Source organism: Paenibacillus yanchengensis (assembly GCF_042684845.1).
GTDB lineage: Bacteria > Bacillota > Bacilli > Paenibacillales > Paenibacillaceae > Pristimantibacillus > Pristimantibacillus yanchengensis.
On the sequence record NZ_JBHUMH010000063.1, the window covers coordinates 108,981 to 132,666 of the forward strand.

Genomic DNA, 23,686 nt, shown 5'->3' on the forward strand with positions numbered 1-23,686 from the left:
CCAATTACTCGGCACTTTCACTTATACGATCCACGCGCTGCATAACTTCGATTTGCAACGACTCCATCGTTTGCTTAGCTTCATCGTGAGACGATGCGCATACCGCAAAATACACTTTTATTTTCGGCTCTGTACCCGATGGGCGCAAACAAAACCATGAGCCGTCTGCCAAAATAAATTTCAACACGTTTTCCGCACGCAAACCATCAATACCTCTACTATAATCCAACACTTGTTTTACAACTTGCCCAGCAACCATCTGTGGTGGATCGTTACGCCAATCGTCCATAATAGCTCCGATTTGCTTAATACCATTCATTCCTTTGAGCGTACGCGATTGTTGACTTTCCAAATAATAGCCAAATCGCTCGTATAATTCCTCTAGCACATCTTCCAAAGTTTTTCCTTGTGTGCTGTAATAAGCTGCCGCCTCACAAATTAGCAAGGAAGCAACTACAGCATCTTTGTCACGAGCATATTGCCCTGTCAAATAGCCGTAGCTCTCTTCGTAACCGAACAAAAAGCTCCGCTCGCCTGTCGTTTCGTAACGCGACATTTTTTCACCAATATATTTAAAACCAGTTAATGTGTTTTCTACAGCCATACCGAATGACTCAGCAATAACTGCACCTAGCTCGCTCGTCACAATTGTTTTAATAACAACACCATTATCCGGTAGTTTTCCTTGTTGTTGTAATTGTTGTAGCACATAATATACCATAATAGCGCCGGACTGATTACCATTCAAAGTAACATACTCGCCCGCTTTGTTTTTCACTATAGCACCCATACGATCCGCATCAGGGTCTGTACCAATAATAATATCTGCATTTTCTCGCTTCGCCAAAGCTAACGCTAGCTCGAATGCTTCTTTTTCTTCTGGGTTCGGCGACTTAACCGTACTAAAATTACTATCAGGAACTCGCTGTTCTTCCACAATATGTACATGCTTAAAGCCAGCTTTTTGCAGCACATTCGTCACCGCTTCATATCCCGCTCCATGGAGTGGGGTGAATACCACTTTGAACTGCTCCCCCAACTCTCCTTGTAACAACTCTTGATTCAAACTATGCGCCACTACCGTGTCTGTATAGCTATCATCTGCTGCTTCGTCCAAATAAACAAGCAAACCAGCAGCTAGCGCTTCTTCCTTACTACTTTTTCGTACAGCATCAAAACGTGCCACTTGACCAATAGCCGCGATCACTTCTTCTGCTTGCTCTGGAATTAGCTGTCCGCCATCAGCTCCATATGCTTTGTAGCCATTATATTCTGGTGGATTATGACTAGCTGTAATAACTATACCAGCAGATGCTTGCAACATCCGCACCGAATAAGATAATTGTGGCGTTGAGCGTAAGCTAGTAAACAGATACGCCTTTATTCCATTGCCCGCTAATACGAGCGCTGCCTCTAGAGCAAACTCTGGTGAGTAATGACGAGAATCATGGGCAATAACGACGCTATGAGATGCATTACCACTTGCCAGTAACCAGTTTGCAAGCCCTTGTGTAGCTTTTCCTACCGTATAGCGGTTTATGCGGTTCGTCCCCGCACCGATAACACCACGCAATCCACCTGTACCAAATTGCAGCTCTCGGTAAAAGCGATCGGCAATCTCTTGTTTATCATCTGCTATTTGTTGCAATTCATCTTTCGTATCTTGATCAATGTGCGGATCTCGCAACCATTGTTCGTATATTTCCATCCATTGTTGATCTGCTTGTATACTCATCCTATCGCTACCTTCCTTATTGATTATCTGATTACTAAATCATCTGTTCAATCCTTCATAAATGACATGCTATGCTGACGGATCGCTTAACGCAAACATTAACTCGCCTTCAGCTACTACTTTATCGTCGACTTTGGCTGTTGCTTTTCCTTTACCTATCGAACCCTTCAAACGAGTAATTTCTACTTCCAGTATTAGTGTATCACCTGGCTTCACTTGCCCCCGAAAACGAACACCATCAATTCCTGCAAAAAAACCAAGTTTACCTTTGTTCGCTTCTATGAGCAGCATCGCTACGGAACCTACTTGCGCTAACGCTTCAACGATGAGTACGCCCGGCATAACCGGATAATCTGGAAAGTGACCTACAAAATAAGGTTCATTCATCGTCACATTTTTCAAACCAACTGCTCGCACCCCTGGCTCTACTTCCAAAATACGATCAATCAGTAAAAACGGCGGTCGATGCGGAATGATTTTTTGAATTTCTATAATATCTAACATATTGAATTACTCCTCTCGTTATACGAACTATCATCATTATCTGTAACAATATTTCATTTGTATGTATAACTTCCAGCATTTGATGCAAAACTATACATATCCTTCATAAACTGCAGTTGTGGAGGTTCATATAGAGAAGCTTGAATATAGTCCCGAAGTGGCCATATTTAAGCTTCTTTGTTAATTTACTTTTTTCACTGGAGTTGCCATATTCAATTTGCGGAATTGCCCTATATAAACAAGCAACGTCACAAACGAAAACACGATCACTACCCACAATAAAGTAATTGCATAGGATAGCCCAAAAAATATCATCATAATTGCAACATACATCAGCACAGTTGTCAATTTGCCCATCCAGTTAGCAGGCACAGTTTTCATTCCACGAATATGAGCCAATATACCCGCTACAATCATTAATACATCTCTCACAAACATCGCCAAAGCTGCTAATAACGGAATATGCTTCGTCACCAACAAAGAAACGAACACCGTAATTAACATTAACTTATCTGCTAGTGGATCAAGCATTGATCCTAATTGGGTAATTTGACCAGTACGCCTAGCGATATAACCATCCAATACATCTGTAATACCTGCTGCGACTACAACAAAAAAAGCCGGGATCATATGTCCACTTGCGAATACAGCAATGTAAATAGGTATCATCACAAAACGCAGCGAAGTTAACAAGTTGGGCAAATTCAATTGTCGCTCACTCTCCAGTCCATCCATAAAACTTCCTAAGCTATTATTCTTTAGTACTCCATCACTATTATAAATGAGGACGAAATAGCTATCTACTTATTTTCATCATATGAATATTACATATCAAATAATGGAAAATAAAAAACATAGAATATATTTAAAACTGATTCTACTATAGCACAAAAAAGAGACAAATTTTAGACCTGTGCTCCACCCATCTTGCACTCGAACTTCTTTATAGAGCTACTCCCCACCTATATTTTGCAGATTTCAAGTACCGATAAAAAATGCTCTGCAAGCAAGCAAAGGGCTGGCTGCAAAGCATCTATAAACTTCTGTATATATTTTCTCAGTAGCTTTTCTTATAAGCAACACGGCTTATTAACAACATCAGCTTATGACTCCGCAAAAATTAAATCATAGAGATGTCGCCACGTTGGCCACTGAAACACTTCTTCTTTAGGTTGATTTCCAATCAGCGTATAGCCGATATATAGTCCAATCACCAGCATTGTTATCATAATTAGGGGCACGAGACTTTTGCGAATAAGCCACAAAATCATCCGCACAATAAAAGGACGAGTAACATACTCATCTTCTGCTAATTCTTCTTGTCGCGACGACTCTTGCCGCTTGCTGCTCTTCGCTGCAACAGCTTCATCTTCTACTGCTCTATCGGAATAAACAGCTTGTTCTTGTTCGCCTACTACTCTGCGTTGTCGAAGTCTCGTCTGTTTTCTAATCCGCTCAGCTCTAGTCGCACTATCCGTCACGTTGTCCTTTTCTATAACACTCTCTGTATTATGATATGCACCATCTGCAACATCACCAGCACTGCTAATCGCGTATCCGCCAACCGCCGTTCTCGCTTCACTAGCAAAACGCTGTGCTTGCTCTAGTGATTGATCTGTCGATTGCTCTGCTAGCTGTTCCTCTGATGATTGATGTGAGTATTTTTTTTCTTGCGAATTACGATTCGTTGCAGATTGATTCGCGAATTCGGAGTTGGACTGAATTCGGTCGTCAGCCATTGTTAATCACCTTCATCCTGAGCCTACGCGCGCATCGTATTAGCAAGTCCCATCATCGTATCACTAGATGACAATGCTCTTGCTACCAATTGATAGGCTCGCTGCACACTCAATAATTCCGTCAGTTCATCCGCCAGTTGCACATTCGATGTTTCCAAATTACCTTGCAAAAGCTGTACCCGATTATATGGATCAGGTACGATGATTTGTAATACATCTGCCACATTAGCATTTCCGCTTATGGCGAATAAGTTTTCGGCTACCGGTTCAAGCGCATCTGCTCTCAGTACACGCTGTACTTTAAGCATACCAAGCTCCACTACTCTGCCGTCATTATACACTGCACTTGCTGCACCATTCGGGTCTATACGCAATGTCGCATCACGCGGCAGCACAAGTGGACCATCATTCCAATTGCCAGCCGCATCTTGCACACGAGAAATAACCGGATAACCTTCTGCCGTTGCGAGAATAGTATCACCGTTTTCTCTGTGCGTCAACTGAAACGCCCCACTACGTGTGTAGCCTCTTGTACCGGCTTCATCGATTTGCACTTCGAACAAAGCGTTCCCTTGAATAGCAATATCGGTCGAAAGACCTGTCTGTGTAATGGCTCCCTGCTCCATATTGATCTGTAGCGAAGACATTACCGTTCCCCAGCCCTCGGAATATCCAAGCGGCGATCTTCGTCCTGGTTGCTCGAATTGATCTAATTGCTGCTTTTGTTGCTGCAACAAATCATCGAATGAAGTCTGTTTACGCTTATATCCAACGGTATTCATATTCGCCACATTATCCGCAATCGTATCGATACGCTTTTGCATCGAATTCATTGATGCGGTCGCATTGATCATCGATCCATTCATCCATATACCCTCCCTGCTAGCTCGCCTCTTACAAGGCTATTATCCATAACCGTTAAACTCTACCCACTTCATTAACCGCTTTTTGCAAGCTTTGGTCATAGAACTGAACGACTTTTTGGTTAGCTTCATAAGCCCGTAATGCCGCCATCAAGTCAACGGACGACTGTGCAGCATCGACATTAGAACGCTCCATATAGCCTTGCATCACTTGTACGTTGTCTGCACCTGCAATGGGTTGTACTGCCGCCGCACCGTCCGTCAGCCGGAACAACCCTTCACCCGAGCGAACTAGTTCATGTGGATTATCAATTCGCGATACAAGTAGCTCTACTCCCGTATCTACACCATTAGCATCAATAAAACGTCGATTATCTGCAAGTGTCCAATCGCTAATCGAAACGTTCGGTGCTAGTTGAATCGGCTCGTTATTAACACCAAGTACTCGATGACCACCAGCACTCGTCAAAAATCCATCCGCTGATACTAGAAACCGTCCACCACGAGTATACGCTCGTTCGCCATCGGCTGTTTCTAAAGTGAAAAAAGCTTGTGGCTGATAAGTAACCTGCCCATCTTCTGCTACTGACTTGCCCGACTCATCAAAAGCAAGACCGGGAACAGCGATATGAGATACAATGGCAAAGTCACTCGGTTGATTCGTTTGCATCAGATCGCCTTGCCTATATGAAATAACCGCTTCCTCTGCAAACACTCCGCTATTCCATCGTCCAATTTCTGTCCGCTGTGTATCATTCACTCGTGACATCGCCAGCAACATCTCAGGAAAAGAACGTGTAACAGCATCCGACTGCTTAAAACCAGGAGTGTTAAGATTAGCGATATTGTTCGTTACGGTATCATGTCTACGCTGTTGCGCAATTAATCCGGAGGCAGCGCTATATAAACCTCTTAACATATTATACCCTCCCAACATCCTTGTTAGTCTATTTCCATCCAATCTTCCAACCTATACACTACAGTATATCGGCATTATCCCCGCGATGTTATATAGACGATGACAAAACTTTTTTAGCTACAGCTCATTCAGCACCTCTTACTTGCGAAGCTTGTCCAAATGATTAAGCAAAATACCCGTTCCCTTCACAACACAATGCTTCGGATTTTCGGCGATAAATACAGGTACTTTCAATTGATCCGCCATCAGTGTATCCATACCAGCAAGCAATGCGCCACCACCAGTTAAAATAACACCACGATCTATAATATCAGCTGATAATTCTGGAGGAGTCTGTTCCAATACAAACTTGGCAGCAGTAACTATGGACATGACCGGATCCCACAACGCTTCTCGAATTTCTTTCGTATGAATCGAAATAGTTAGTGGTAATCCTGATACCATATCACGACCGCGAATGTCCATTTCATTACTCTCGCCATCATCAAACACAGAACCAATCGTTATTTTAATATCTTCGCTCGTTCTCTCTCCGATTAACAGCTTGTACTTATCTTTAATATACTTCATAATTGCCGCGTCAAACTTATCGCCAGCAATTTTGATAGATGAGGCGGTGACTATGTCGCCCATAGATAGAACGGCGACATCCGTCGTTCCGCCTCCAATATCAATAACCATATTACCGCTCGGCTGAAAAATATCCATACCAGCCCCGATTGCAGCAGCCTTTGGTTCATCTTCTAAAAACACATCTTTAGCACCACTTTTTTCCGCTGCTTCCCGAATTGACTTCTGTTCAACAGAAGTGATATTCGCAGGTGTACATATTAAAATACGCGGTCTGCTAAATAGCTTCCGACCTTCGATACGATTAATAAATGCCTTTAACATCAGCTCCGTAATCTCGAAATCAGCAATAACACCATCGCGAAGCGGACGAATCACCACAATATTGCCTGGTGTTCTACCAACCATGCGATGGGCATCTTCACCAACAGCTAATACACTTTTGCTATCGCTATCAATAGCTACTACAGATGGCTCATCTAGTACAATCCCTTTACCCTTCACATGAATCGACACATTAGCTGTTCCCAAATCAATTCCAATATCCTTACTTAGCATATGGTTTAAATCCCCCAACGAGTAATAGTTCATACTATTATTCGCCGAAAAAGGTGAAAAACCTGCATAGTTTCCGCTTTTTTTTACAGATAAGTGCAATTACTTTTTATTTGCCGTCATAACTTCTCGTTCTTCATGATCTTTATTCTCATTTGATTTCTTATATTTGATTTTGGTTGCCTCTCCTCCCCTCAAATGACGGATTGACTTGTGATATTCGAGAATGTGCTTCACCTGATCTGCCAACTCAGGATTAATTTCTGGCAGTCTTTCAGTCAAATCTTTATGCACCGTGCTTTTGGACACGCCAAATTCCTTGGCTATCGTTCGTACCGTCTGCCTAGTCTCCACGATACAACGTCCTATTTTCGTCGTTCTCTCCTTGATGTAATCATGCACGTTCCCGCCTCCCCACTCGAGATAGTTTGGTACATTATATGAGTGGGTCGAGTATATATTCGTTGTGTCCAAGCTTGACAAGTTATTTTGTGTAACAATTTTCTAAAAACATCAAAAAAAGCAGAGAAAACTTCTCTGCTTTCCTGCTTTTTTTTGATTACAACATTTTTAAGCATTTTAATTAACTTTTAATATAAGCACTCGGATTAATGTTATCTCCATTCAAACGAGCTTCGAAGTGTAGGTGAACGCCCAAGTCGCTTTCTAGCTCATTGCGTCCTGCTTTGGCAATAATCGTCCCTTGCTTCACTTCAGTTCCTTCCGCTACTTGAACATCGCTCAAGCTTTGATAAACAGTCACCAAGCCGTTACCATGATCAATTTCGATAATAGAACCATTCGTAGGGTGTGCGTTAACATAAGTTACATTGCCCGACATTGCCGCTACTACTTCAAACGTTTCACCACTTGGGTGTGCAAGATCGATACCCATATGCGGTAAATAAGTACTACCCACTTGCATTAAAGCAGCTTCTTTCTCAGATGCACTAGCTTCAACATCATAAAAAGGAGTATCTACCTGTAACGCCATCATATCTTGGACTGGCCACTGCATCATTTCACCTTCTACCATCAAATCTTCTGGTGCCGGTGCTGTGTCTTCCCCTACTACTGGTTGTTCTTCCGCCACTTCACCTTCTTGCGTCACTTCAGTTACATCGGACGGCACAGATGCTTCTTTGGATGGGTCCGTTCCCTGATAGATCCACATTAAGGTTACTATAATTGCTGCCGCTGCCATAAATAGTGCTGGGGATATCCAGCGCTTGGCAAATAGTTTCTTCCATCCACTGCTAGAGTTTACGGCAGATGTAGCTCCATCTCGATTTTTTGGAGCTTCCTCTGGTCTTTGGTTTGACTTATTCTTGTTTTGCTCATTCATTATCTATCACCTCACTAGCCATTGTTACCATTTCTAGCAGCTTTATACGTGAGGTTATACTTTTTTAATAGCTATTATTTTTTGCAAGCTTCGAAACTTGTTCGATGGATGTATCTTTATAGTAGTATGCGATTATTTCCGCTGCTGTATACCCTTCTTTCGCCATACCATTAGCGCCCCACTGGCTCATTCCAACGCCATGACCGAAGCCATACGTAGTTAATGTAATCTCTCGCTTGCTCACATCCCAGTCAAAATGAGAGGATCGTAGCTCTAGCTTCTCTCGCACTTCCTTACCACTAAACGGTATACTATTAATCGTCATCGTTTTAATTCTCTTTCCTGCTGTCCATTCTGTTACTTTTAACTTAGGCTTTTTACTAGCTTGTTTTCCAGATAATCCAAGACGTTCATAAAACTGATGCAATGATAATGTAACTTGATCTTTATAACGTGGCGACAATTGTTTATCCCATGGACTAGCTACACTTTGCAAATAAGGATAATCGCTTCCCCAATAGTCAGCGGCTTTTTCGGTATGCCCATTACTTGTAGAAAAATAACTCGCTTCAATCGGCGTTCCTTCATAAGTAACAATCTGCCCGGTCGTCTCCTCCACTGCTTGTTGCAGCTTACTACTATATTGTGCTTGTTTAGCTGCTGGCCAATACGACTGTAGTTTATCTTTCGATATATATACTTGATGACGAGTCGTATTAGAAACATCCGCTCCACGCTCCGTTAATCGCTCATCTGCTCCTTGCTCCAGCTTTCGAACAATATACGTACGTGCTGCTATCGCTTGCGCTTTGAGCGCTTCTAGCTCGAATTCTGCCGGCATCTCTCCTGCAACGACTCCTAATATGTATTCTTCCAAATTAACTTCTTCTAATTTATCCTCTTCTTGCAGATAAACGGCAACGACAGGTTCATAGTTTGGCCTATTAGCCTTAGCCGTGTCGGCAGGTACGTTTTGTTTCTTGTGCGTCTCTTGTTTCTCCACAACTATCGCTGGCTCGTCTATTAGTTCCTTTTCATTTGCTATAGTAACCGACTCCGACGATTCATTAGTTTGTAGTACTGTCGCTACATAGCTAGGTTCGTAAAATACGATAAACAATAGTAATCCTCCTACAAAGCCAAAAGAAAACCAATACCACCATGACCGACGAACATGAATGCGATAGCGATTCTTTCGATTATGAGCGTGTCTTGTTTTAGAATATTGCTGCATACTATCTCCTTTCATCTCGTTCCTACTTACTTTTATGCTATGAACGAAAATGATAGGATAGAACAGCTGTCAGAAGATTTGTAATTATTGTCGATATTTCAAACGAAAAAAGAGCAGTCAGCAATTTAGCGACTCCTCTTCTTTCTTTTACTATATTATGCCCAGGTTGGTTGTACTTTCAGCACCACTGCATCGTTATCACGCTTTGCCGCAAAATCTGCTTCAACCGCTTCTTCTTGTAGTTCGGTAAGTACTACTCCATCGGGCACTTGCTTGTTACCTGTATCCGTAATAATGACGTGATCTGCTTCAACTGTTACTCGACTTGCTACTACATCTTCTGCAATAGCTGGACTATCTGCCAGTTGTTCTGCTTCTGCACTAACGCGCTTAATATCCGCACCAAGTGCCGCCAATTTACTCGTAATATTAACATAGCCACGATCAACATGATGTAATCCGGTTACTTCCGTTTCTCCATCAGCAATCAGCCCTGCACAAATTAGTGCCGCACCAGCACGTAAGTCGGTAGCGGTAACTTTAGCTCCAGACAATGGCACACCACCAGTAACGATAGCGGAACGTCCTTCGACTTTAATTTGAGCACTCATCTTTTTAAATTCTTCCACATGCATAAACCGGTTTTCGAAGACAGTTTCTGTCACGACACTCGTACCTTCAGATGCTAGCAATAAAGCCATCATTTGTGATTGCATGTCTGTAGGAAATCCAGGGTGAGGCAATGTTTTCACATCGACCGCTTTTAGCTTTGATGAAGCCCGAACACGTAAGCCATTATCGTTTTCTTCGATCTCTACTCCCATTTCTTCCATTTTGGAAATAATGGGTGCCAAATGGTCAGCAATCGCCCCTTCTACAAACACATCTCCACCTGTAATAGCAGCAGCTATCATATAAGTACCAGCTTCGACTCGATCAGGAATGACGTTATGATTCGCTCCATGAAGTCTTTCGACTCCTTCGATTCGAATAGTGCCTGTCCCTGCACCGCGAACTTTGCCACCCATCGCATTAATGTAGTTAGCAAGATCGACAATTTCTGGTTCTCGAGCTGCATTTTCAATCGTTGTTGTTCCGTCTGCCAAAGCAGCAGCCATCATAATATTTTCAGTAGCTCCTACGCTCGCTACGTCCAAATATACTTTAGCTCCTTTTAATTTACCATCTGACTTTGCAGCTACGAACCCTTGTCCAAACGTAATTGTTGCTCCCATCGCTTCAAAACCTTTTAAATGCTGATCGATTGGTCTTGTACCAATGGCACAGCCACCAGGCAATGAGATACGAACATGACCAATTCGTGCAAGTAGAGGTCCCATTACGAGAAACGAAGCACGCATTTTGCGTACTAATTCGTAAGGTGCTTCATAATTAGAAATAATCGGAACTGCGATTTTCATTTTTTCATCTTCATAAGTAACTTGTGCACCCAAAGAAGCCAATACATTTTTGATCGTCATAACATCGTCGAGGAGGGGAACGTCATGGATAACGCTTGATCCTTCCGTCGCCAATAATGAGGCAGCTAATATAGGAAGAACTGCGTTTTTTGCACCACTAACACGTACTGTCCCCTCTAGTCGCTGACCTCCGCGGACGATAATTTTTGCCATCTTTCTATTCCCTCCGCGCAAACATTTTATTATTCCAAAGGCACTGTTCGCTTCTACATCTCAAAAATTAAAAACGACAGCGCTGCTTTTTTACCATAGATTACATAGTAAGCCCACATAACATATTAACATTCACTGGTATGAATCGACAAGCTAAAACTGTTGCTTTCGTTCATAATGTGTCTTAAGGAGGATATGTCCCAAAAGTAAATAGTGCTCCACATACTCTCGACATAGTTTTGCCTATTTTAACAAATTTCAACCCTATTCTATACTTTCATACTTCCCCAAATATTCGATTATTGTAAAAAACCCTTTAACATACTCGTATAATCCCAATATTGCAAAATAAATTGTGAAAAGAGATGTCCGATAATGACAGCTGCCACTACTTGAAACATTCTCGATTTCACTCCACGTGGACGATGAAATATTCGATCCCATTTGAAGTCTTGCAGAAGTACCCAGATGAATACGATACTAAGCAAGTTGACGGTAATCGCAAACAACCCTGCTACTGCGCTACCATGTTCCATGACTAGTTCACTCGTTCCTCTCCCGCTTAGCATTATAACTAGTGTGTGCAATTATGTATGAATCATGCATGTTTCATGTAATTACACAATTACTTTTCTACTACATAACGGTATAACAATACAGCGAAATCAGCTCTGCTCGCTTTTCCTTTCGGTCGATATTGATTGGATGCGTCGCCCTCAATCTTCTTAGCACCTTTCATCGTATGCAAGACAGGTGCGTACCAGTCTGAGATAGCAACATCGCTAAAAGGCTTAAAGTAAGGGGTAAACAACTGCAACTTCTCTGCACGTGCAATCAACGCCGCCATCTCTGCTCGCGTAATCGGCTGATCCGGTCGAAACGTACCATTCGGAAATCCATCGATCCACTCTTGCGCTACCGCCCTTGCTATCGACTGACTTGCCCAATGCTGCTGTGTGACATCTGTAAATTTTCGCTTTGCTGCCGAAGTAGCAATCGGCTTATATGCTTTGACGATCATCGATACTGCTTCTGCTCGTGTAATCGAATGATCAGGTGCAAAACGATAATTCCCCATACCTTGAATAATTTTTCGATTAGTTAACGCAACAATTTCTTTTTTCGCCCAATGATTACTAACATCACGATAACCAGCAACGAGATGTTCATAGCTCCAATTCAATCGATAAAATTGATGATCAAAAGACTGGTCTGACACAAGCTTAACATAATATACACCTGACTGCATCACCCGTGCCTCGGTATTTAACGTTCCTTGCTTATTGGAATAGGTAGTTTGCAGTTTTGTCATTTTTTTATTAAATAATTCCAGCTTTACGCTGACTGACTCTGGTATTCCAGTTATGTTAATTTGAGATGTGCTATCTTTGTCTAAACGGAAAGTAAACCAATCACTATCTCCACTACTTGCAAACACACCTAAATGTTCTACGCCCCGTTTCAACGTCGTAGCATCTTGGGAACGGTTGTTAGGTTCATTTGGATCAGAGTAGGTTCGATTGTACTCCATATTCAACTTATATTCGCCATTTGTAGCACTCGCTTCCGAAGACACTGCATTATATACACGAATATAATATCTACCCGGAGCAACATCGATAACCGGCGTATACTCGGTTTTTCCGTCCCCTTGCTTATCATAAACCGTCAGTTTTCCTGTTGAACGTTGGACAGCGATACTAGGATCTATCCGCACCGTGTCGGTACTAAGCGAAATTGTCAGTTCGCCATGATGTTTGAATTCCACAACATACCAATCTCGATCTGCTTGCTTATGAAAATTTCCTACCACTTGCTGCGTTCTCGGCGGCAACACATACGCTTGGCTCATTTTATCATTTGGCTCATACCGATCTGCTTTCATCCGAAATTGATTGGTCAATACGTAAGCTTGCTTCGTAGCAGATTTAGGATTAGCAAAGGCTATTTTAAAGTGATGCTTTCCTTCATTTACGGCAAATGTAATCGACTTTCCATTCGTTTTTACCGTTTCACTTTGGCGTACTTTACCATTTACTAGCTGCGTCACTACGACCGGATCAAAAGACTTTCCTTTCGGTAATATAGCTTCATACTTAAGCACCACCTCGCCGCTATAAGGCGCCTCGACGTAGTACCAATCTTGATCAACGGAATTACTTAACTCCGCTTGCTCTTTTGCTTGCAATGGTAGCTTACTCGCAGATTTCTCACTGTTGTTCGGTTCTCGATGATCAAGCTTCGTCTTCGCTTTCACTGCTAGATCCACCTGTAACAAACCATAACCTGATAGATTATCATGTCCTTTGCTACCGATATCACGTGCCGTTTGTTTTAGTAATGTACGAACTTCGTAAGGCTTCATCTGACGATCTTGTCCCCATACTAGCGCCGCAGCAGCAGCTACTTGCGGAGCTGCTAATGATGTACCTTCATCGTAATGATATCCCCCTCCAAGCTTCGTCGTATATACTTTCCACGGTGCAATTAAGTCTAGCTCTGGACCACTATTTGTACGTAAATCTGCTTTGTTATCAGTTGTCGCTCCCCCTACCGCCAAAACGGTCGGATATGCCGCCGGATACTTCACAGCAATTCGTCCACCTAATTGCTGACCATCATTGCCAGCTGCTGCAATTAACAAAACACCTTGTCCTTCGGCATAATTGGCGATATCTTCCATATAAGGAGAATGCTCATACAGGCCAACAGATAATACTACGATATCTGCCCCACCACGAACTGCTTGTAAAATACCTTCTCCCAAATCACGCTCCGTACCATCACCGTTTTGATCCAGTGCTTTCACTGGCATCAATTTTGCATTCCATAATATCCCTGCTATACCAATGCCATTATTGCCGGCTGCCGCTATTACACCAGCTACACCAGTACCATGACCATTATCATCTTGCGGTAATTTATTCGGTGCTAATACGTTGTAACCAGCAATCAAATTAGCGCTAAGATCAGCATGGTTCAAATCAATACCCGTATCAACAACTGCAATTTTCAGTTCCGTTTGCTCTCGCACCGTTTTCCAAGCTTCGAATGCACCGATCTGACGCAAATAAGTTTGCTTCTCTAGATGAGGATCATTGGGACGAGTAGTAGGAGCTGCTACAGCAGCGACTTTCGCTTGTTTTTCAAGCTGCTGCTCTATATCCTGCTGTAATACATGTACAGGTAAGTTCGGATGAATATATGTAATATCAGATTGCTCCGCCAACTGTGATAGCCAGTAAGTAATATCTACCCCAGGATCAGATGGTACCACTTCCTGTACAGCTGTTTCCTTCTGTTCCTTACGAATAGTAACACCAGGCAGCTCGCGCATATCTTCTGCACTATGCCATTTGATCATCCAGCTGTCCGTCTGTTCTAGCATTTCCTCAGAAACTGATTGTAGCTTATCATTTCGCTTTGTCTCCGCTACATCAGCAGCTGAAACTAGCATTGGCTTATCGTACAGCAAACTAGCAACGGCTATTACGATCACTAACAATATTATTTTATAAAACTTTATTTGTTTCTCATTTTGTTTCATTACCATAGTTTACGCTGCCTTTTCTATCAATTTGTCGTCATTTCGACAATAACTTCATGATTGCTGCATATAAAATTGCGTTTCATGTCTACTTTTGCAAAACAAAGTCTACTTAACTTAATAATTCTGCTTCCCTAGTATAGAAACCTTCTTTTCACGACAAAAATATGTCTTTTGTGCTATGTAATTATTGGATATAGGAAAAACAAAAGGCCGATTCTATACCTGAAAGGGATAGATCAGCCTATGTTATATTGTATGATTGCACATTCCATATTTCCAAGCTGACCATCAATCGATCCAATAACGACGCATTTGTTCTTTCGTCTGTTCTGTTTCGGTCGCTTCTTCCGCATGTAATGTATGATTCGGCAGTACTGCATCTGTTTTATCCCAGCAAGCCTGGCATATATCTTCCGTAGGACAATGTTCTGCATCCGGGCAATTATAGCAATAGTGTAATAATCCATATGTCGCATTTCGTTCTGTCATGATCATCTCTCCCTTGCTTTTGTCTACCTTTATCATACAAGAGATTTTAAGAGAACGAAGTGATATTTCACACGATAGTAATTTTTCATTTTGTGATTAAAATAACAGCCCCGGATATACAGCTAATAACAAAGTCAATGCAACAGTAAGCCACAAGGCAACTTGAGCAGCTACAGGAATCGCTATACTTCCATTAGCATCCGATTTTTCAATCTCTGCTATCGAATTCGTCAGCTCCGATTGTTTACTTCGTTGCCACTGCTGTTTATTTGTATATCCAATCGCTCCGCCACTACGCATAAACATTTGTTTGAAAAATGAAAAATACGTACGAAACGACAACAATACTGCCACAAGACTAACCGCAATTAACCAATACGCTTCTGCTTGCGTCATCGCCATAATGACAAATAATCTTCCCCAAAAAAGTGGTGTAATCGGTAGACCAGCAAGTGACAATAACAACAACGTTACAGCAACTAACACGGCAGGTGCTCGATAATATAATCCAGCAAACCCTCGCAAATCAGTGTGACCCGCAGTTTTTTGTATATGATAAGCTACTATCCACATTCCTATTAATGCTAAAATTAGAGCTACCATATAGTAAAGAATCACTTTCCAAAACCCATCTGTTAAGGACGCAGCCCCTACTGAAATAGCAGCTAACAAAAAGCCAACATGAATCAATGCAGCTGACGCTAGCAGCTTCCAAATGTTTCGTTGTCGCCACTGCATCCAACATCCTCCCAGCAATACAATTACCGCAAGAAAAGCTATCGACTGCATGATTGTTAACTGGCTCGCTATACTAACGTAATGCATCAGCGTCACCCCCAACGACATCCCACATCAAATGCTCGATATACACTCCGATGCTTTGATCCAATTTCCCCGTTAATATATCCGGAAATACACCAAGTAGAACAACGAAAGCGATCATTATCATCATCGGGAATGCTTCAATAAGCCGAGCATCCTTAATCGTCTGCCACTGTAACTGCCGTTCGCCAAAAATAAAAGTAATTACCGCTCTAATGAAAGCAACAGCATATAAAAACACGCCGGCTATCGTCAATCCAGCAAGTAATGGCGATGTCGCAAATATACCAGATAACGAAAGCAACTGCCCAGTAAAGATAGCAAACCCCGGCATCCCAACGATAGCGAGAACAGCGACCAACATAATGCCACAAATAAACGGAATACTTCGAGCCAATCCATGTAGTGCTGCGAGCTGCAAAGTGGACGTTCGCTCATAAATGACACCTGCAAGAAATAATAATAACGTCATTAAACTACTATAACCAATCGTCTGCATCACAGCACCATACAAGCCCAGTTCGTTAGAAGTAGCGAGCCCTAACACCACGATCCCGCTCTGCACGATTGACAAATACGCAAGTAATCGAGTAAAGTGCCGCTGCCGGAAGGCAAACCACGCACCATATAATAACTGTACTAATCCAATGATAATAATAATCCAGCGGTAACGTTCCATCTGTTGAGGAAATAACAATATAACGAATCGAATAAAACTAAATACTGCAAAATTAGAAACAATAGCTACATACATCATCGTTACTGGCTGAGCTGCTTGTTCAAATAAACGAATAAACCAGCGGTGTAACGGCATCGTCGGCATAATAAGGAGACATGCTATAATTAGCAGTATAAAGACGACATCCAACACGCTATGATCTGGGCGTTCGCTTATAATATAGCGAATAATATCGATATATTGACTGCTATATACCGTTGATACTGTACTTCCCTCTTCTATTTGATTGCCGCCAGTCATCATCACTAGCAAAATAATGGCGGACGAGATTAATAAATAAACTAAAGCATGGATAGTTATAAACTGCGTTGCCGTTTTTTCACGATTCATTTTCCCCCAAATGCCAATTAAAAAATAAAAAGCAAGGAGCAATACTCCCAAAAAGAGTAGCAAAAGCAATAAATCATCAGCCATGAATAAACCAATCGCCCCATACTGGACAATAAAGAACCAAGCAAAAAAGCTTTTGCGCCGTTTTTTTATTTGTACAGCTGCCAAACTGGATATTGCCGCCACTAATGTCACCACGACTAACATAGGTAACGATAAGCCGTCTATCGCCAAGGCGAATTGCAACATATAACTCACTGCTGCGCCCTCTCCAGACGGCAATGGAACAACTGCCCATACATACGATTCATTGTAGGCTTGAAATCCAAAATTTTGATCAAAATCTACATATAACCATAGCATCAAAATTAATGGCACAAAAGAACCGCTAATTGCTATATATCGTAACCACTTGCCTTGCTGAGCTATTAACAGCAACACCAGCGCAAACAATGGTGCAAACAAAATGATTGATAATATCGGAACATGCTGTAATTCCATCATTACAATAGCCCCTTTCCATACCAGAGCACAAGAAGTAGGGTAATTGTTATAAGTAACCAACCCAACTTTTGATAGGGCCATACCAACAAGTAATATAAAATATCTTTCGTATAGAACTGTCGCTCTACTACCACCTCTACTAGGTTCGACTCCTGTGCCGCTTGCGTTTGTCGTTTCCAGCTAAAGCCTACTACACAAGCTAGCACTGTAGCCACCAAGTTAATCCAGACGACTGGCTGTTGCCATGGAGAAACAAACCACTCTTGCCACTGATACTGAAATACTTCCAACCACGCGCCCACTTTTTGCAGTCCAAACATTTCCATCATTGTCCAAGCCGCAATAACTAGTATAGTTACTAGCGAGATGACTTGAACAGTAGCAGTTACCGGCTCCTGACGTCGTTCTAACGCTTCAGTATCCGATGTAGGAGGTGCAACGATATGTCGTACTAATCGAACTAGGGCGATAAATGTCAAACTACTAGCTACTATCGCTAACATCGCTAGCGATGGTTTCTCTTCCCACAACTGCTGTAAAATAATACTTTTCGTCCAAAATGGAGCAATTGGCGGAATAGCCATATACGATAACGCTGCTGCAACAAACGCAATTTTCGTCCAACGACTGTTATAACGGTAAGTCAAATACAATATAGTTTGTACAAAAACGAATAAACTGCTATACAGCACCGTCGCTTGTACAGCACCAGTAATCGCTCCAAGTAATAAAAAGCTGATTTGATTCATCGCTAAATATATCAAAGTATGACTAGCCCTTTTCGTACCTAAAGCTAACAATGCACTGAGCAGCATCGTCACTATAGCAAACCAGATAGCAATCGATGATAGACTAGCAGCTACTTCCATCACTGGTAACATTCGAATTACCAAAAAAATAGCTGGCAATGCCATCATCCCACCAAACACTAGTGCATAAACAGGTAGTGGTGCCGCTGCAATAGCAGGAGTTGATATATAGAATGGAAATTGGAACGTACGACTAGCGATAGCAACAATGATGAGCAACGTCGCTGTTATAGCTACTTTCATAGTTACTACGCTTCCTGATCCGTGAAATACATTTTGTATCATCGTAAAGTTCACAGAATGGTCTGGCATGTAAAACAACAGAACAACCACCGCCAACAACAAACACACATCGCCTAACTTGATCAACATAAATGTTGGTGTAGCTAAACGATGATGCGACAGCGGTCGATCGACCCAAAACGTAATAAGCAACCAAGCAGCTATACCAGCAATATCCCACAATACATAAAACATAAACAAATTATCAGCAATTGTTAAACCTAACAAAGCAAACATGAGCAGTGATAAGTAGCCAAACAAAACAGTGGCACGCTCATCGTTGCTCAAATAATCAGCAGCATATATATATACGAGTAAGCCAATGGCACTAATTACAACGAGCAAAAAAGCAATCGTGTTGGTAATTTCAAAACCGATCTGCAGAGCATAGGGCCCAACGGTTAACCACGTGAAGTGATGATTATATTCGGTCGCATTAGCATCCAATCGCTCCGTTAACACTAGAGTCGAAAGGACTAGCGTCAGAAACAATGAAGATATACCGATCAGCTTTCCCGCCAGTTGATTACCTTTGCCAAGCGCTATTAGAAATAAAAATGAAATAAATGGTAATAGAGGAATTAGCCACGCGGATTGTGAATACAGGTGTGTCATTGCCGCTGCCTCCTTAAATTATAGCGAACGATTAACATATAGGTCATACGACTCTATTGTTAATACTATAATTACAGCAGTTTGTTGCGTTTTTGACCAAATTAATTATTGGTACTTACCGACAATGGGTCATCATCTTCTATATCATTCGTTTGATTATCATCATTTTGACCTGCTTTGGATTGCTGTTCGTGCTTCGTTTCTCGTTTGCGAAATAAAGTAGCCAATATAAGTAAAATTAACGGTATAACAATCCCTTGAATAACACTATATGTCGACCAAGTATTTATCGAAAACTGGCGCATATGTTCAACGTTTCGATACATGGTCATACATAAAGGGACGATAATCATAATATACGGAATAATTACTGGACGATAAGTGGATAGCTTAAATAAATGGGATGTTAACAAACAAATAACATAGAGCACGATGGCCATCTTCATAAAGGAAGATCCAATCCAAATAACGGCAACCAATACTTCTACACGCACTAAAATTTCCTCAATGTTAATATTTTTCGCCATATCAAAAATAGCAAACCGACTTCTACTCGTTTCATATACTCCTAGTACACCTTGCAATAGTAAGACGAGAGTAAAACCAACAATCCCAACTGTTATAACAGCCCACAACAACTTCTTAGGTAACTGTTTCCGTTCATCCGTTTTTACCATCGGTAAAATCATAGTTATAAAAACGCATTCCGCAATGGGAAACCCCATTAGTAAATGCATCCCTCGAAAAACGGTAGACCACCCATTATATAAAATTGGCTCCATGTGATGGATGTTGAATTTATTTAGTAAAGCAATAACTACAATAAAAATAACAACAACTATCGCCGCAGACATTACATCGCCTAATCTAGCTAACGTTTCAATACCGAGAAACACACCATACAAAACTACTACCATAAAAGAAATACTAATAAACCATGGTGGTGTATTAGGCAGGACAGATAAGTTAAGAAAATCACTAATGTTATGTAAAACCAAAGCGGCCAACGTTATAAAATAAATTAAAAACATAACTAAAATAACTTTACCAATCCACTTGCCAGTTATTTTTTCTACATAATCAGCAAATGTAATCGTCGGAAACCGTTTAGCTAATCCCAAATAAATCAACAATACACCGTAATGGATTGGTATAATCAGTAGCATTACCAACCAAGCATCTTGTTTGGCCAAAATAGTAACCAACGTTGGAATAGTTAAAACTGCTGTCCCCAATGAAAACAAAAATAGTAACTTGGCTATTTGACCTGCTGTTATTTGTGTATTGTTAACATCCGTTTGTTTACCCATCATGATCAACCTCCCAACAACATATGAAAAAGCCGATCAAACGGCTTCATAACTACCTCGATACCTAGTAGCGGGTTAGGTACTGGCCACTTCATCAGCATGCCAATATACATCCAAGCACCAAGGAGCAACAACAGTAATGAAACACTCAATTCTTTGAATTGGCGTTTGCGGGACAAGTAAACAATATAGAAATACATCAACAATACAGATACTATGCCTGCTATTACAACACTAAACATCGCTATTCTCACTCCGTAACTGCGCCATCTCGTACACCCGTTCCTCTAATTACTGTTTTACAAATGATTTCGTATTTGATTTGCGGAAACTTTTCCTGCCACTGCTCGTGAATTTTTTTCCATACTTTTGGCTGATGGCGATAGACTTGTTCTCCCCAGCCTAACGCATCAGCTTTTAATTTTTTTTGCAAAGTAGCTATCGTTTGTTCCATTTCAGCTTTAATATGCTCACTGGTCAACTCACCAATCTGATTTAGTACACTTTCTTCTGAAATATTTAAGTTTTCACACATTATTTCTCGCACGCTACCTGTTGTCTCTACTTCAATTTGAAAAAACGGTTCATCTTCCGCCACTCTTCTTGTTTTAATAGTTGTTTTTGTATCCAGAACTTCAACCATTAAACTATTTGTGGAACTAAAACAAGGCAATTTAATAACGGTTGAAGCAACATTACTAGCTAACCAATTTAGCCCTCTAGCCTCCATTGGCGATAAGTATCCTACCAATTTCCCTTGTTTGAATACACCTACTCCTACGACATTAGGGTACGCTTGTGCTGGCATAGTTGCGATATTTTGCTCACTATTACTTTTATTTTTATTACCTACTATTTTAATCGCCGCCGCGACTGCTTCATGACTACCAATATCTGCAGAGCGAACAATATCTTGTACTGTCGTTTTTCTACTAGTACCATAAATTCGTTCATTCATGGACACCATTTCATATAGCTGATTGGCAGGTACTGTTTCTTGCTGTGTAGTCATCTCTAGCATCTGTTTCGCCGTAACACCTTTCGCAATAATAACGACGATATCACCACGAATATCAGGATTACGTTCAATAATATCAATAATTGGATAAACCCCTTTTTTAGCGATACCTTCACTAACTACGAGTATTTGTGTATGGGAGAAAAAAAGTCTTCTTGACGTTTTTGATGTCATCTTCCGAATAGCTTCGAACATCGTGTCACCAGTTTCGGTAAAAGTAGTTACCGGAGGACCATTAGAAATTACTTTTGTATTTGGGGTAGTATTTTGTGTTAATACGGTCTGAACTGTTAACTGTAGCCGCCCCTTCTCCGTAGGGTCCTCATCAACACCTAATGCCATTACTACACCTAACTTATCCAAATACTTCAAATCCCAACAACCACTCAACAGCAGCATAGAGCAAAATAGTAATAGACATTGCTGTATCCTTTTATGTTTGCCCACCGGAATGTTCCTCCTTTGGCATTTGTACATCTTCTCTTTGACTGTTTTCTTCTGCCAGCATTTGTGGACGCTTTTGCATCTTCCATAGCGGCGCTCGGACGAAAGTATCTTTCATATCACTGCTGAAAAATGGTGCGAATGGTTTTAAGTAAGGCATTCCGATCGAACGCAAATGTGCCAAATGGAGTAGAAGCAATATAATGACCATACTAATCCCATAGAAACCTAAAGTAGATGAAGCTAGCAACAAAATAAATCTAATTAACCGAGCAGCTATACCTAAGTTATAAGCCGGAGAAACAAAGCTCGCAATAGCTGTAAAAGATACGACAATTACGACCGCCGGAGATACAATCCCTGCTTCAACGATCGATTGCCCTATAACTAAACCGCCTACAATCGAAACGGTATTCCCAGCAGCTATCGGCATTCTCAATACTGCTTCTCGCAAAATTTCAAATACGAATTCCATCAAAAATGCTTCCAAATAAGCAGGAAACGGAACTCCTTCTCGCTGCGCCGCTAGTTTTAGTAACAGCTGAGTTGGTATCATTTCTTGGTGATAACCAATAATCGCTACATAGAGAGAAGGCATTAGCAATGCTATCGAAAAAGAAACAAAGCGTAATACTCGCAAGAAAGTAGCGATATCATACCGCTGATAATAATCTTCTGCTGCTTGAAAAAATGAATTCAATGATACGGGCATAATTAAAGCGAACGGTGAGCCATCGACCATAATAGCGACTCTACCTTCAAGCAAGGATGCGGCAACAGTGTCAGGACGCTCGTTATTGATTACCGTTGGGAACAACGTCCACTTCTGATCCATAATTAATTCTTCTATATAATTTGTTTCCAAAATACCATCAATGTCTATGGAATCTAGTCGCTCTCGCAACGTTCCCAATATCGTTTCATCCGCTAACCCTTTTATGTAAATTAAGCTGACTGGCGTTTGTGTCACTTCACCAATCGTCCAAGCTTCTGACCATAGTTTTGGGCTTCGAATTTTTTTGCGCAACAATGACATATTAACAAATAACGACTCTGTAAAACCTTCTCTTGGACCTCGAACAGTCATCTCTGTCGTCGGTTCTTCAATCGATCTGCCTGCCGTCACCGATACTTTAGCAAAAATCGCTTTATTCGTGCCACTCGTAAAAATAATACAACCGCATAAAAATAAATATTTGAAACATTTCGCCCAATCTTCTACTTCTTCTAATACGGAAATCGAAACTAATTTATTTTTCAAGGTGAGAATATTAATCTGCTCTACTTGAAGGGAGTCATCTGTCGCTGCGCCCCCCTTATACTGCGATTCCGTTCTTCGCTGCAGTGGCTCTAATATTTGCCGATTAATACTATCCTCTTCCACAATTCCATCTACATAAACAAGCATCACTTCTTCTTGCCCATCCGCTCCCAAATAAAACTTACGAATGGCGACATCTGGACTACCACCAAGCTCCCGCCGTATAAAAGCTTCGTTTTGCTCAATCGTATGAAACAAAGGTTTATTAGTATATTCTTGTTCTTGCTGCTGTTTATGTTGCTCCACTATCGGCATTTCATTTTTATTCTTTCGTTTGCCATGCCTGCTAGTCTCGGCTGCTTTCATACACCATTCCCCTTTCCAGCGATAAGGATAGCTCACTTATTAGGATGTC

At 41.3% G+C, this 23,686-nt stretch carries 21 protein-coding genes; all 21 read right to left on the reverse strand.

Annotated elements, in window-relative coordinates:
- Positions 1-4: 4 nt before the first annotated feature.
- The 21 genes from ACFSTH_RS19425 to ACFSTH_RS19525 all read right to left on the reverse strand — a co-directional run bounded on the left by ACFSTH_RS19425 (position 5) and on the right by ACFSTH_RS19525 (position 23,637).
- A complete protein-coding gene (locus ACFSTH_RS19425; RefSeq protein ID WP_377773761.1) occupies positions 5-1,735 on the reverse strand; it encodes a phospho-sugar mutase in 1,731 nt (576 codons plus the stop codon).
- Positions 1,736-1,804: 69 nt separating this feature from the next.
- Entirely contained in the window at positions 1,805-2,239 is a 435-nt protein-coding gene (gene fabZ, locus ACFSTH_RS19430) for a 3-hydroxyacyl-ACP dehydratase FabZ (RefSeq protein ID WP_377773763.1), read from the reverse strand.
- A gap of 180 nt (positions 2,240-2,419) precedes the next feature.
- Complete coding sequence (locus ACFSTH_RS19435) at positions 2,420-2,947, reverse strand: CDP-alcohol phosphatidyltransferase family protein (protein ID WP_377773937.1); 528 nt, start codon at positions 2,945-2,947, stop codon at positions 2,420-2,422.
- 395 nt (positions 2,948-3,342) lie between these two features.
- Positions 3,343-3,978 (reverse strand): DNA-directed RNA polymerase subunit beta, encoded by a 636-nt coding sequence (locus ACFSTH_RS19440; protein WP_377773765.1) that lies wholly within the window; start codon positions 3,976-3,978, stop codon positions 3,343-3,345.
- A gap of 23 nt (positions 3,979-4,001) precedes the next feature.
- Entirely contained in the window at positions 4,002-4,844 is an 843-nt protein-coding gene (locus ACFSTH_RS19445; protein WP_377773767.1) for a flagellar hook-basal body protein, read from the reverse strand.
- Between the two features lie 52 nt (positions 4,845-4,896).
- Positions 4,897-5,760 carry a flagellar hook-basal body protein gene (locus tag ACFSTH_RS19450; protein ID WP_377773769.1) on the reverse strand — a complete coding sequence of 288 codons (864 nt, stop codon included), beginning with the start codon at positions 5,758-5,760 and terminating at the stop codon, positions 4,897-4,899.
- A 138-nt stretch (positions 5,761-5,898) separates the two neighbouring features.
- Positions 5,899-6,888: a rod shape-determining protein MreB gene (gene mreB / locus ACFSTH_RS19455; RefSeq protein ID WP_377773771.1), complete on the reverse strand. Its 990-nt coding sequence runs from the start codon at positions 6,886-6,888 to the stop codon at positions 5,899-5,901.
- A gap of 99 nt (positions 6,889-6,987) precedes the next feature.
- Entirely contained in the window at positions 6,988-7,287 is a 300-nt protein-coding gene (gene spoIIID, locus ACFSTH_RS19460) for a sporulation transcriptional regulator SpoIIID (protein ID WP_377773773.1), read from the reverse strand.
- A gap of 181 nt (positions 7,288-7,468) precedes the next feature.
- Positions 7,469-8,230 (reverse strand): peptidoglycan DD-metalloendopeptidase family protein, encoded by a 762-nt coding sequence (locus ACFSTH_RS19465; RefSeq protein ID WP_377773775.1) that lies wholly within the window; start codon positions 8,228-8,230, stop codon positions 7,469-7,471.
- A gap of 64 nt (positions 8,231-8,294) precedes the next feature.
- Positions 8,295-9,479: a stage II sporulation protein D gene (gene spoIID, locus ACFSTH_RS19470; RefSeq protein ID WP_377773777.1), complete on the reverse strand. Its 1,185-nt coding sequence runs from the start codon at positions 9,477-9,479 to the stop codon at positions 8,295-8,297.
- A 140-nt stretch (positions 9,480-9,619) separates the two neighbouring features.
- Positions 9,620-11,098, reverse strand: coding sequence for a UDP-N-acetylglucosamine 1-carboxyvinyltransferase (murA, locus tag ACFSTH_RS19475; protein WP_377773779.1), 1,479 nt, complete (start codon positions 11,096-11,098; stop codon positions 9,620-9,622).
- A gap of 299 nt (positions 11,099-11,397) precedes the next feature.
- Positions 11,398-11,634, reverse strand: a complete 237-nt coding sequence (locus ACFSTH_RS19480; protein ID WP_377773781.1) for a DUF1146 domain-containing protein — start codon at positions 11,632-11,634, stop codon at positions 11,398-11,400.
- Positions 11,635-11,723: 89 nt separating this feature from the next.
- Positions 11,724-14,651: a S8 family serine peptidase gene (locus ACFSTH_RS19485; protein ID WP_377773783.1), complete on the reverse strand. Its 2,928-nt coding sequence runs from the start codon at positions 14,649-14,651 to the stop codon at positions 11,724-11,726.
- Between the two features lie 285 nt (positions 14,652-14,936).
- Entirely contained in the window at positions 14,937-15,137 is a 201-nt protein-coding gene (locus ACFSTH_RS19490; RefSeq protein WP_377773785.1) for a hypothetical protein, read from the reverse strand.
- Positions 15,138-15,233: 96 nt separating this feature from the next.
- The gene (locus ACFSTH_RS19495) at positions 15,234-15,983 is read right to left on the reverse strand and encodes a proton-conducting transporter transmembrane domain-containing protein (protein ID WP_377773787.1); all 750 of its coding nucleotides are present in this window, start codon (positions 15,981-15,983) and stop codon (positions 15,234-15,236) included.
- Positions 15,949-17,532, reverse strand: coding sequence for a complex I subunit 4 family protein (locus ACFSTH_RS19500; protein WP_377773789.1), 1,584 nt, complete (start codon positions 17,530-17,532; stop codon positions 15,949-15,951). The genes ACFSTH_RS19495 and ACFSTH_RS19500 overlap by 35 nt, the downstream gene beginning before the upstream one ends.
- A complete protein-coding gene (locus tag ACFSTH_RS19505) occupies positions 17,532-19,238 on the reverse strand; it encodes a proton-conducting transporter transmembrane domain-containing protein (RefSeq protein WP_377773791.1) in 1,707 nt (568 codons plus the stop codon). Before ACFSTH_RS19505 ends, ACFSTH_RS19500 begins: the two co-directional genes overlap by 1 nt.
- Positions 19,239-19,339: 101 nt before the next feature.
- On the reverse strand, positions 19,340-20,551 hold the full coding sequence (locus ACFSTH_RS19510; RefSeq protein ID WP_377773793.1) for a GerAB/ArcD/ProY family transporter: 1,212 nt from the start codon (positions 20,549-20,551) through the stop codon (positions 19,340-19,342).
- A gap of 2 nt (positions 20,552-20,553) precedes the next feature.
- The gene (locus tag ACFSTH_RS19515; protein ID WP_377773795.1) at positions 20,554-20,790 is read right to left on the reverse strand and encodes a hypothetical protein; all 237 of its coding nucleotides are present in this window, start codon (positions 20,788-20,790) and stop codon (positions 20,554-20,556) included.
- A gap of 8 nt (positions 20,791-20,798) precedes the next feature.
- Positions 20,799-22,013, reverse strand: a complete 1,215-nt coding sequence (locus ACFSTH_RS19520) for a Ger(x)C family spore germination protein (RefSeq protein WP_377773797.1) — start codon at positions 22,011-22,013, stop codon at positions 20,799-20,801.
- Entirely contained in the window at positions 22,000-23,637 is a 1,638-nt protein-coding gene (locus ACFSTH_RS19525) for a spore germination protein (RefSeq protein WP_377773799.1), read from the reverse strand. Before ACFSTH_RS19525 ends, ACFSTH_RS19520 begins: the two co-directional genes overlap by 14 nt.
- Between the last annotated feature and the right edge of the window lie 49 nt (positions 23,638-23,686).

What these genes read in the sequence shown, in the direction of transcription:
- ACFSTH_RS19495 (WP_377773787.1), bottom strand. Translation starts at nt 15,983, where the DNA reads ATGTCGTTGGGGGTGACGCTGATGCATTACGTTAGTATAGCGAGCCAG.
- ACFSTH_RS19450 (WP_377773769.1), bottom strand. Translation starts at nt 5,760, where the DNA reads ATGTTAAGAGGTTTATATAGCGCTGCCTCCGGATTAATTGCGCAACAG.
- ACFSTH_RS19505 (WP_377773791.1), bottom strand. Translation starts at nt 19,238, where the DNA reads ATGACACACCTGTATTCACAATCCGCGTGGCTAATTCCTCTATTACCA.
- ACFSTH_RS19510 (WP_377773793.1), bottom strand. Translation starts at nt 20,551, where the DNA reads ATGATGGGTAAACAAACGGATGTTAACAATACACAAATAACAGCAGGT.
- ACFSTH_RS19440 (WP_377773765.1), bottom strand. Translation starts at nt 3,978, where the DNA reads ATGGCTGACGACCGAATTCAGTCCAACTCCGAATTCGCGAATCAATCT.
- ACFSTH_RS19515 (WP_377773795.1), bottom strand. Translation starts at nt 20,790, where the DNA reads ATGTTTAGTGTTGTAATAGCAGGCATAGTATCTGTATTGTTGATGTAT.
- ACFSTH_RS19490 (WP_377773785.1), bottom strand. Translation starts at nt 15,137, where the DNA reads ATGACAGAACGAAATGCGACATATGGATTATTACACTATTGCTATAAT.
- ACFSTH_RS19425 (WP_377773761.1), bottom strand. Translation starts at nt 1,735, where the DNA reads ATGAGTATACAAGCAGATCAACAATGGATGGAAATATACGAACAATGG.
- ACFSTH_RS19500 (WP_377773789.1), bottom strand. Translation starts at nt 17,532, where the DNA reads ATGATGGAATTACAGCATGTTCCGATATTATCAATCATTTTGTTTGCA.
- fabZ (WP_377773763.1), bottom strand. Translation starts at nt 2,239, where the DNA reads ATGTTAGATATTATAGAAATTCAAAAAATCATTCCGCATCGACCGCCG.
- ACFSTH_RS19485 (WP_377773783.1), bottom strand. Translation starts at nt 14,651, where the DNA reads ATGGTAATGAAACAAAATGAGAAACAAATAAAGTTTTATAAAATAATA.
- murA (WP_377773779.1), bottom strand. Translation starts at nt 11,098, where the DNA reads ATGGCAAAAATTATCGTCCGCGGAGGTCAGCGACTAGAGGGGACAGTA.
- ACFSTH_RS19445 (WP_377773767.1), bottom strand. Translation starts at nt 4,844, where the DNA reads ATGAATGGATCGATGATCAATGCGACCGCATCAATGAATTCGATGCAA.
- ACFSTH_RS19465 (WP_377773775.1), bottom strand. Translation starts at nt 8,230, where the DNA reads ATGAATGAGCAAAACAAGAATAAGTCAAACCAAAGACCAGAGGAAGCT.
- ACFSTH_RS19525 (WP_377773799.1), bottom strand. Translation starts at nt 23,637, where the DNA reads ATGAAAGCAGCCGAGACTAGCAGGCATGGCAAACGAAAGAATAAAAAT.
- spoIID (WP_377773777.1), bottom strand. Translation starts at nt 9,479, where the DNA reads ATGAAAGGAGATAGTATGCAGCAATATTCTAAAACAAGACACGCTCAT.
- mreB (WP_377773771.1), bottom strand. Translation starts at nt 6,888, where the DNA reads ATGCTAAGTAAGGATATTGGAATTGATTTGGGAACAGCTAATGTGTCG.
- ACFSTH_RS19480 (WP_377773781.1), bottom strand. Translation starts at nt 11,634, where the DNA reads ATGGAACATGGTAGCGCAGTAGCAGGGTTGTTTGCGATTACCGTCAAC.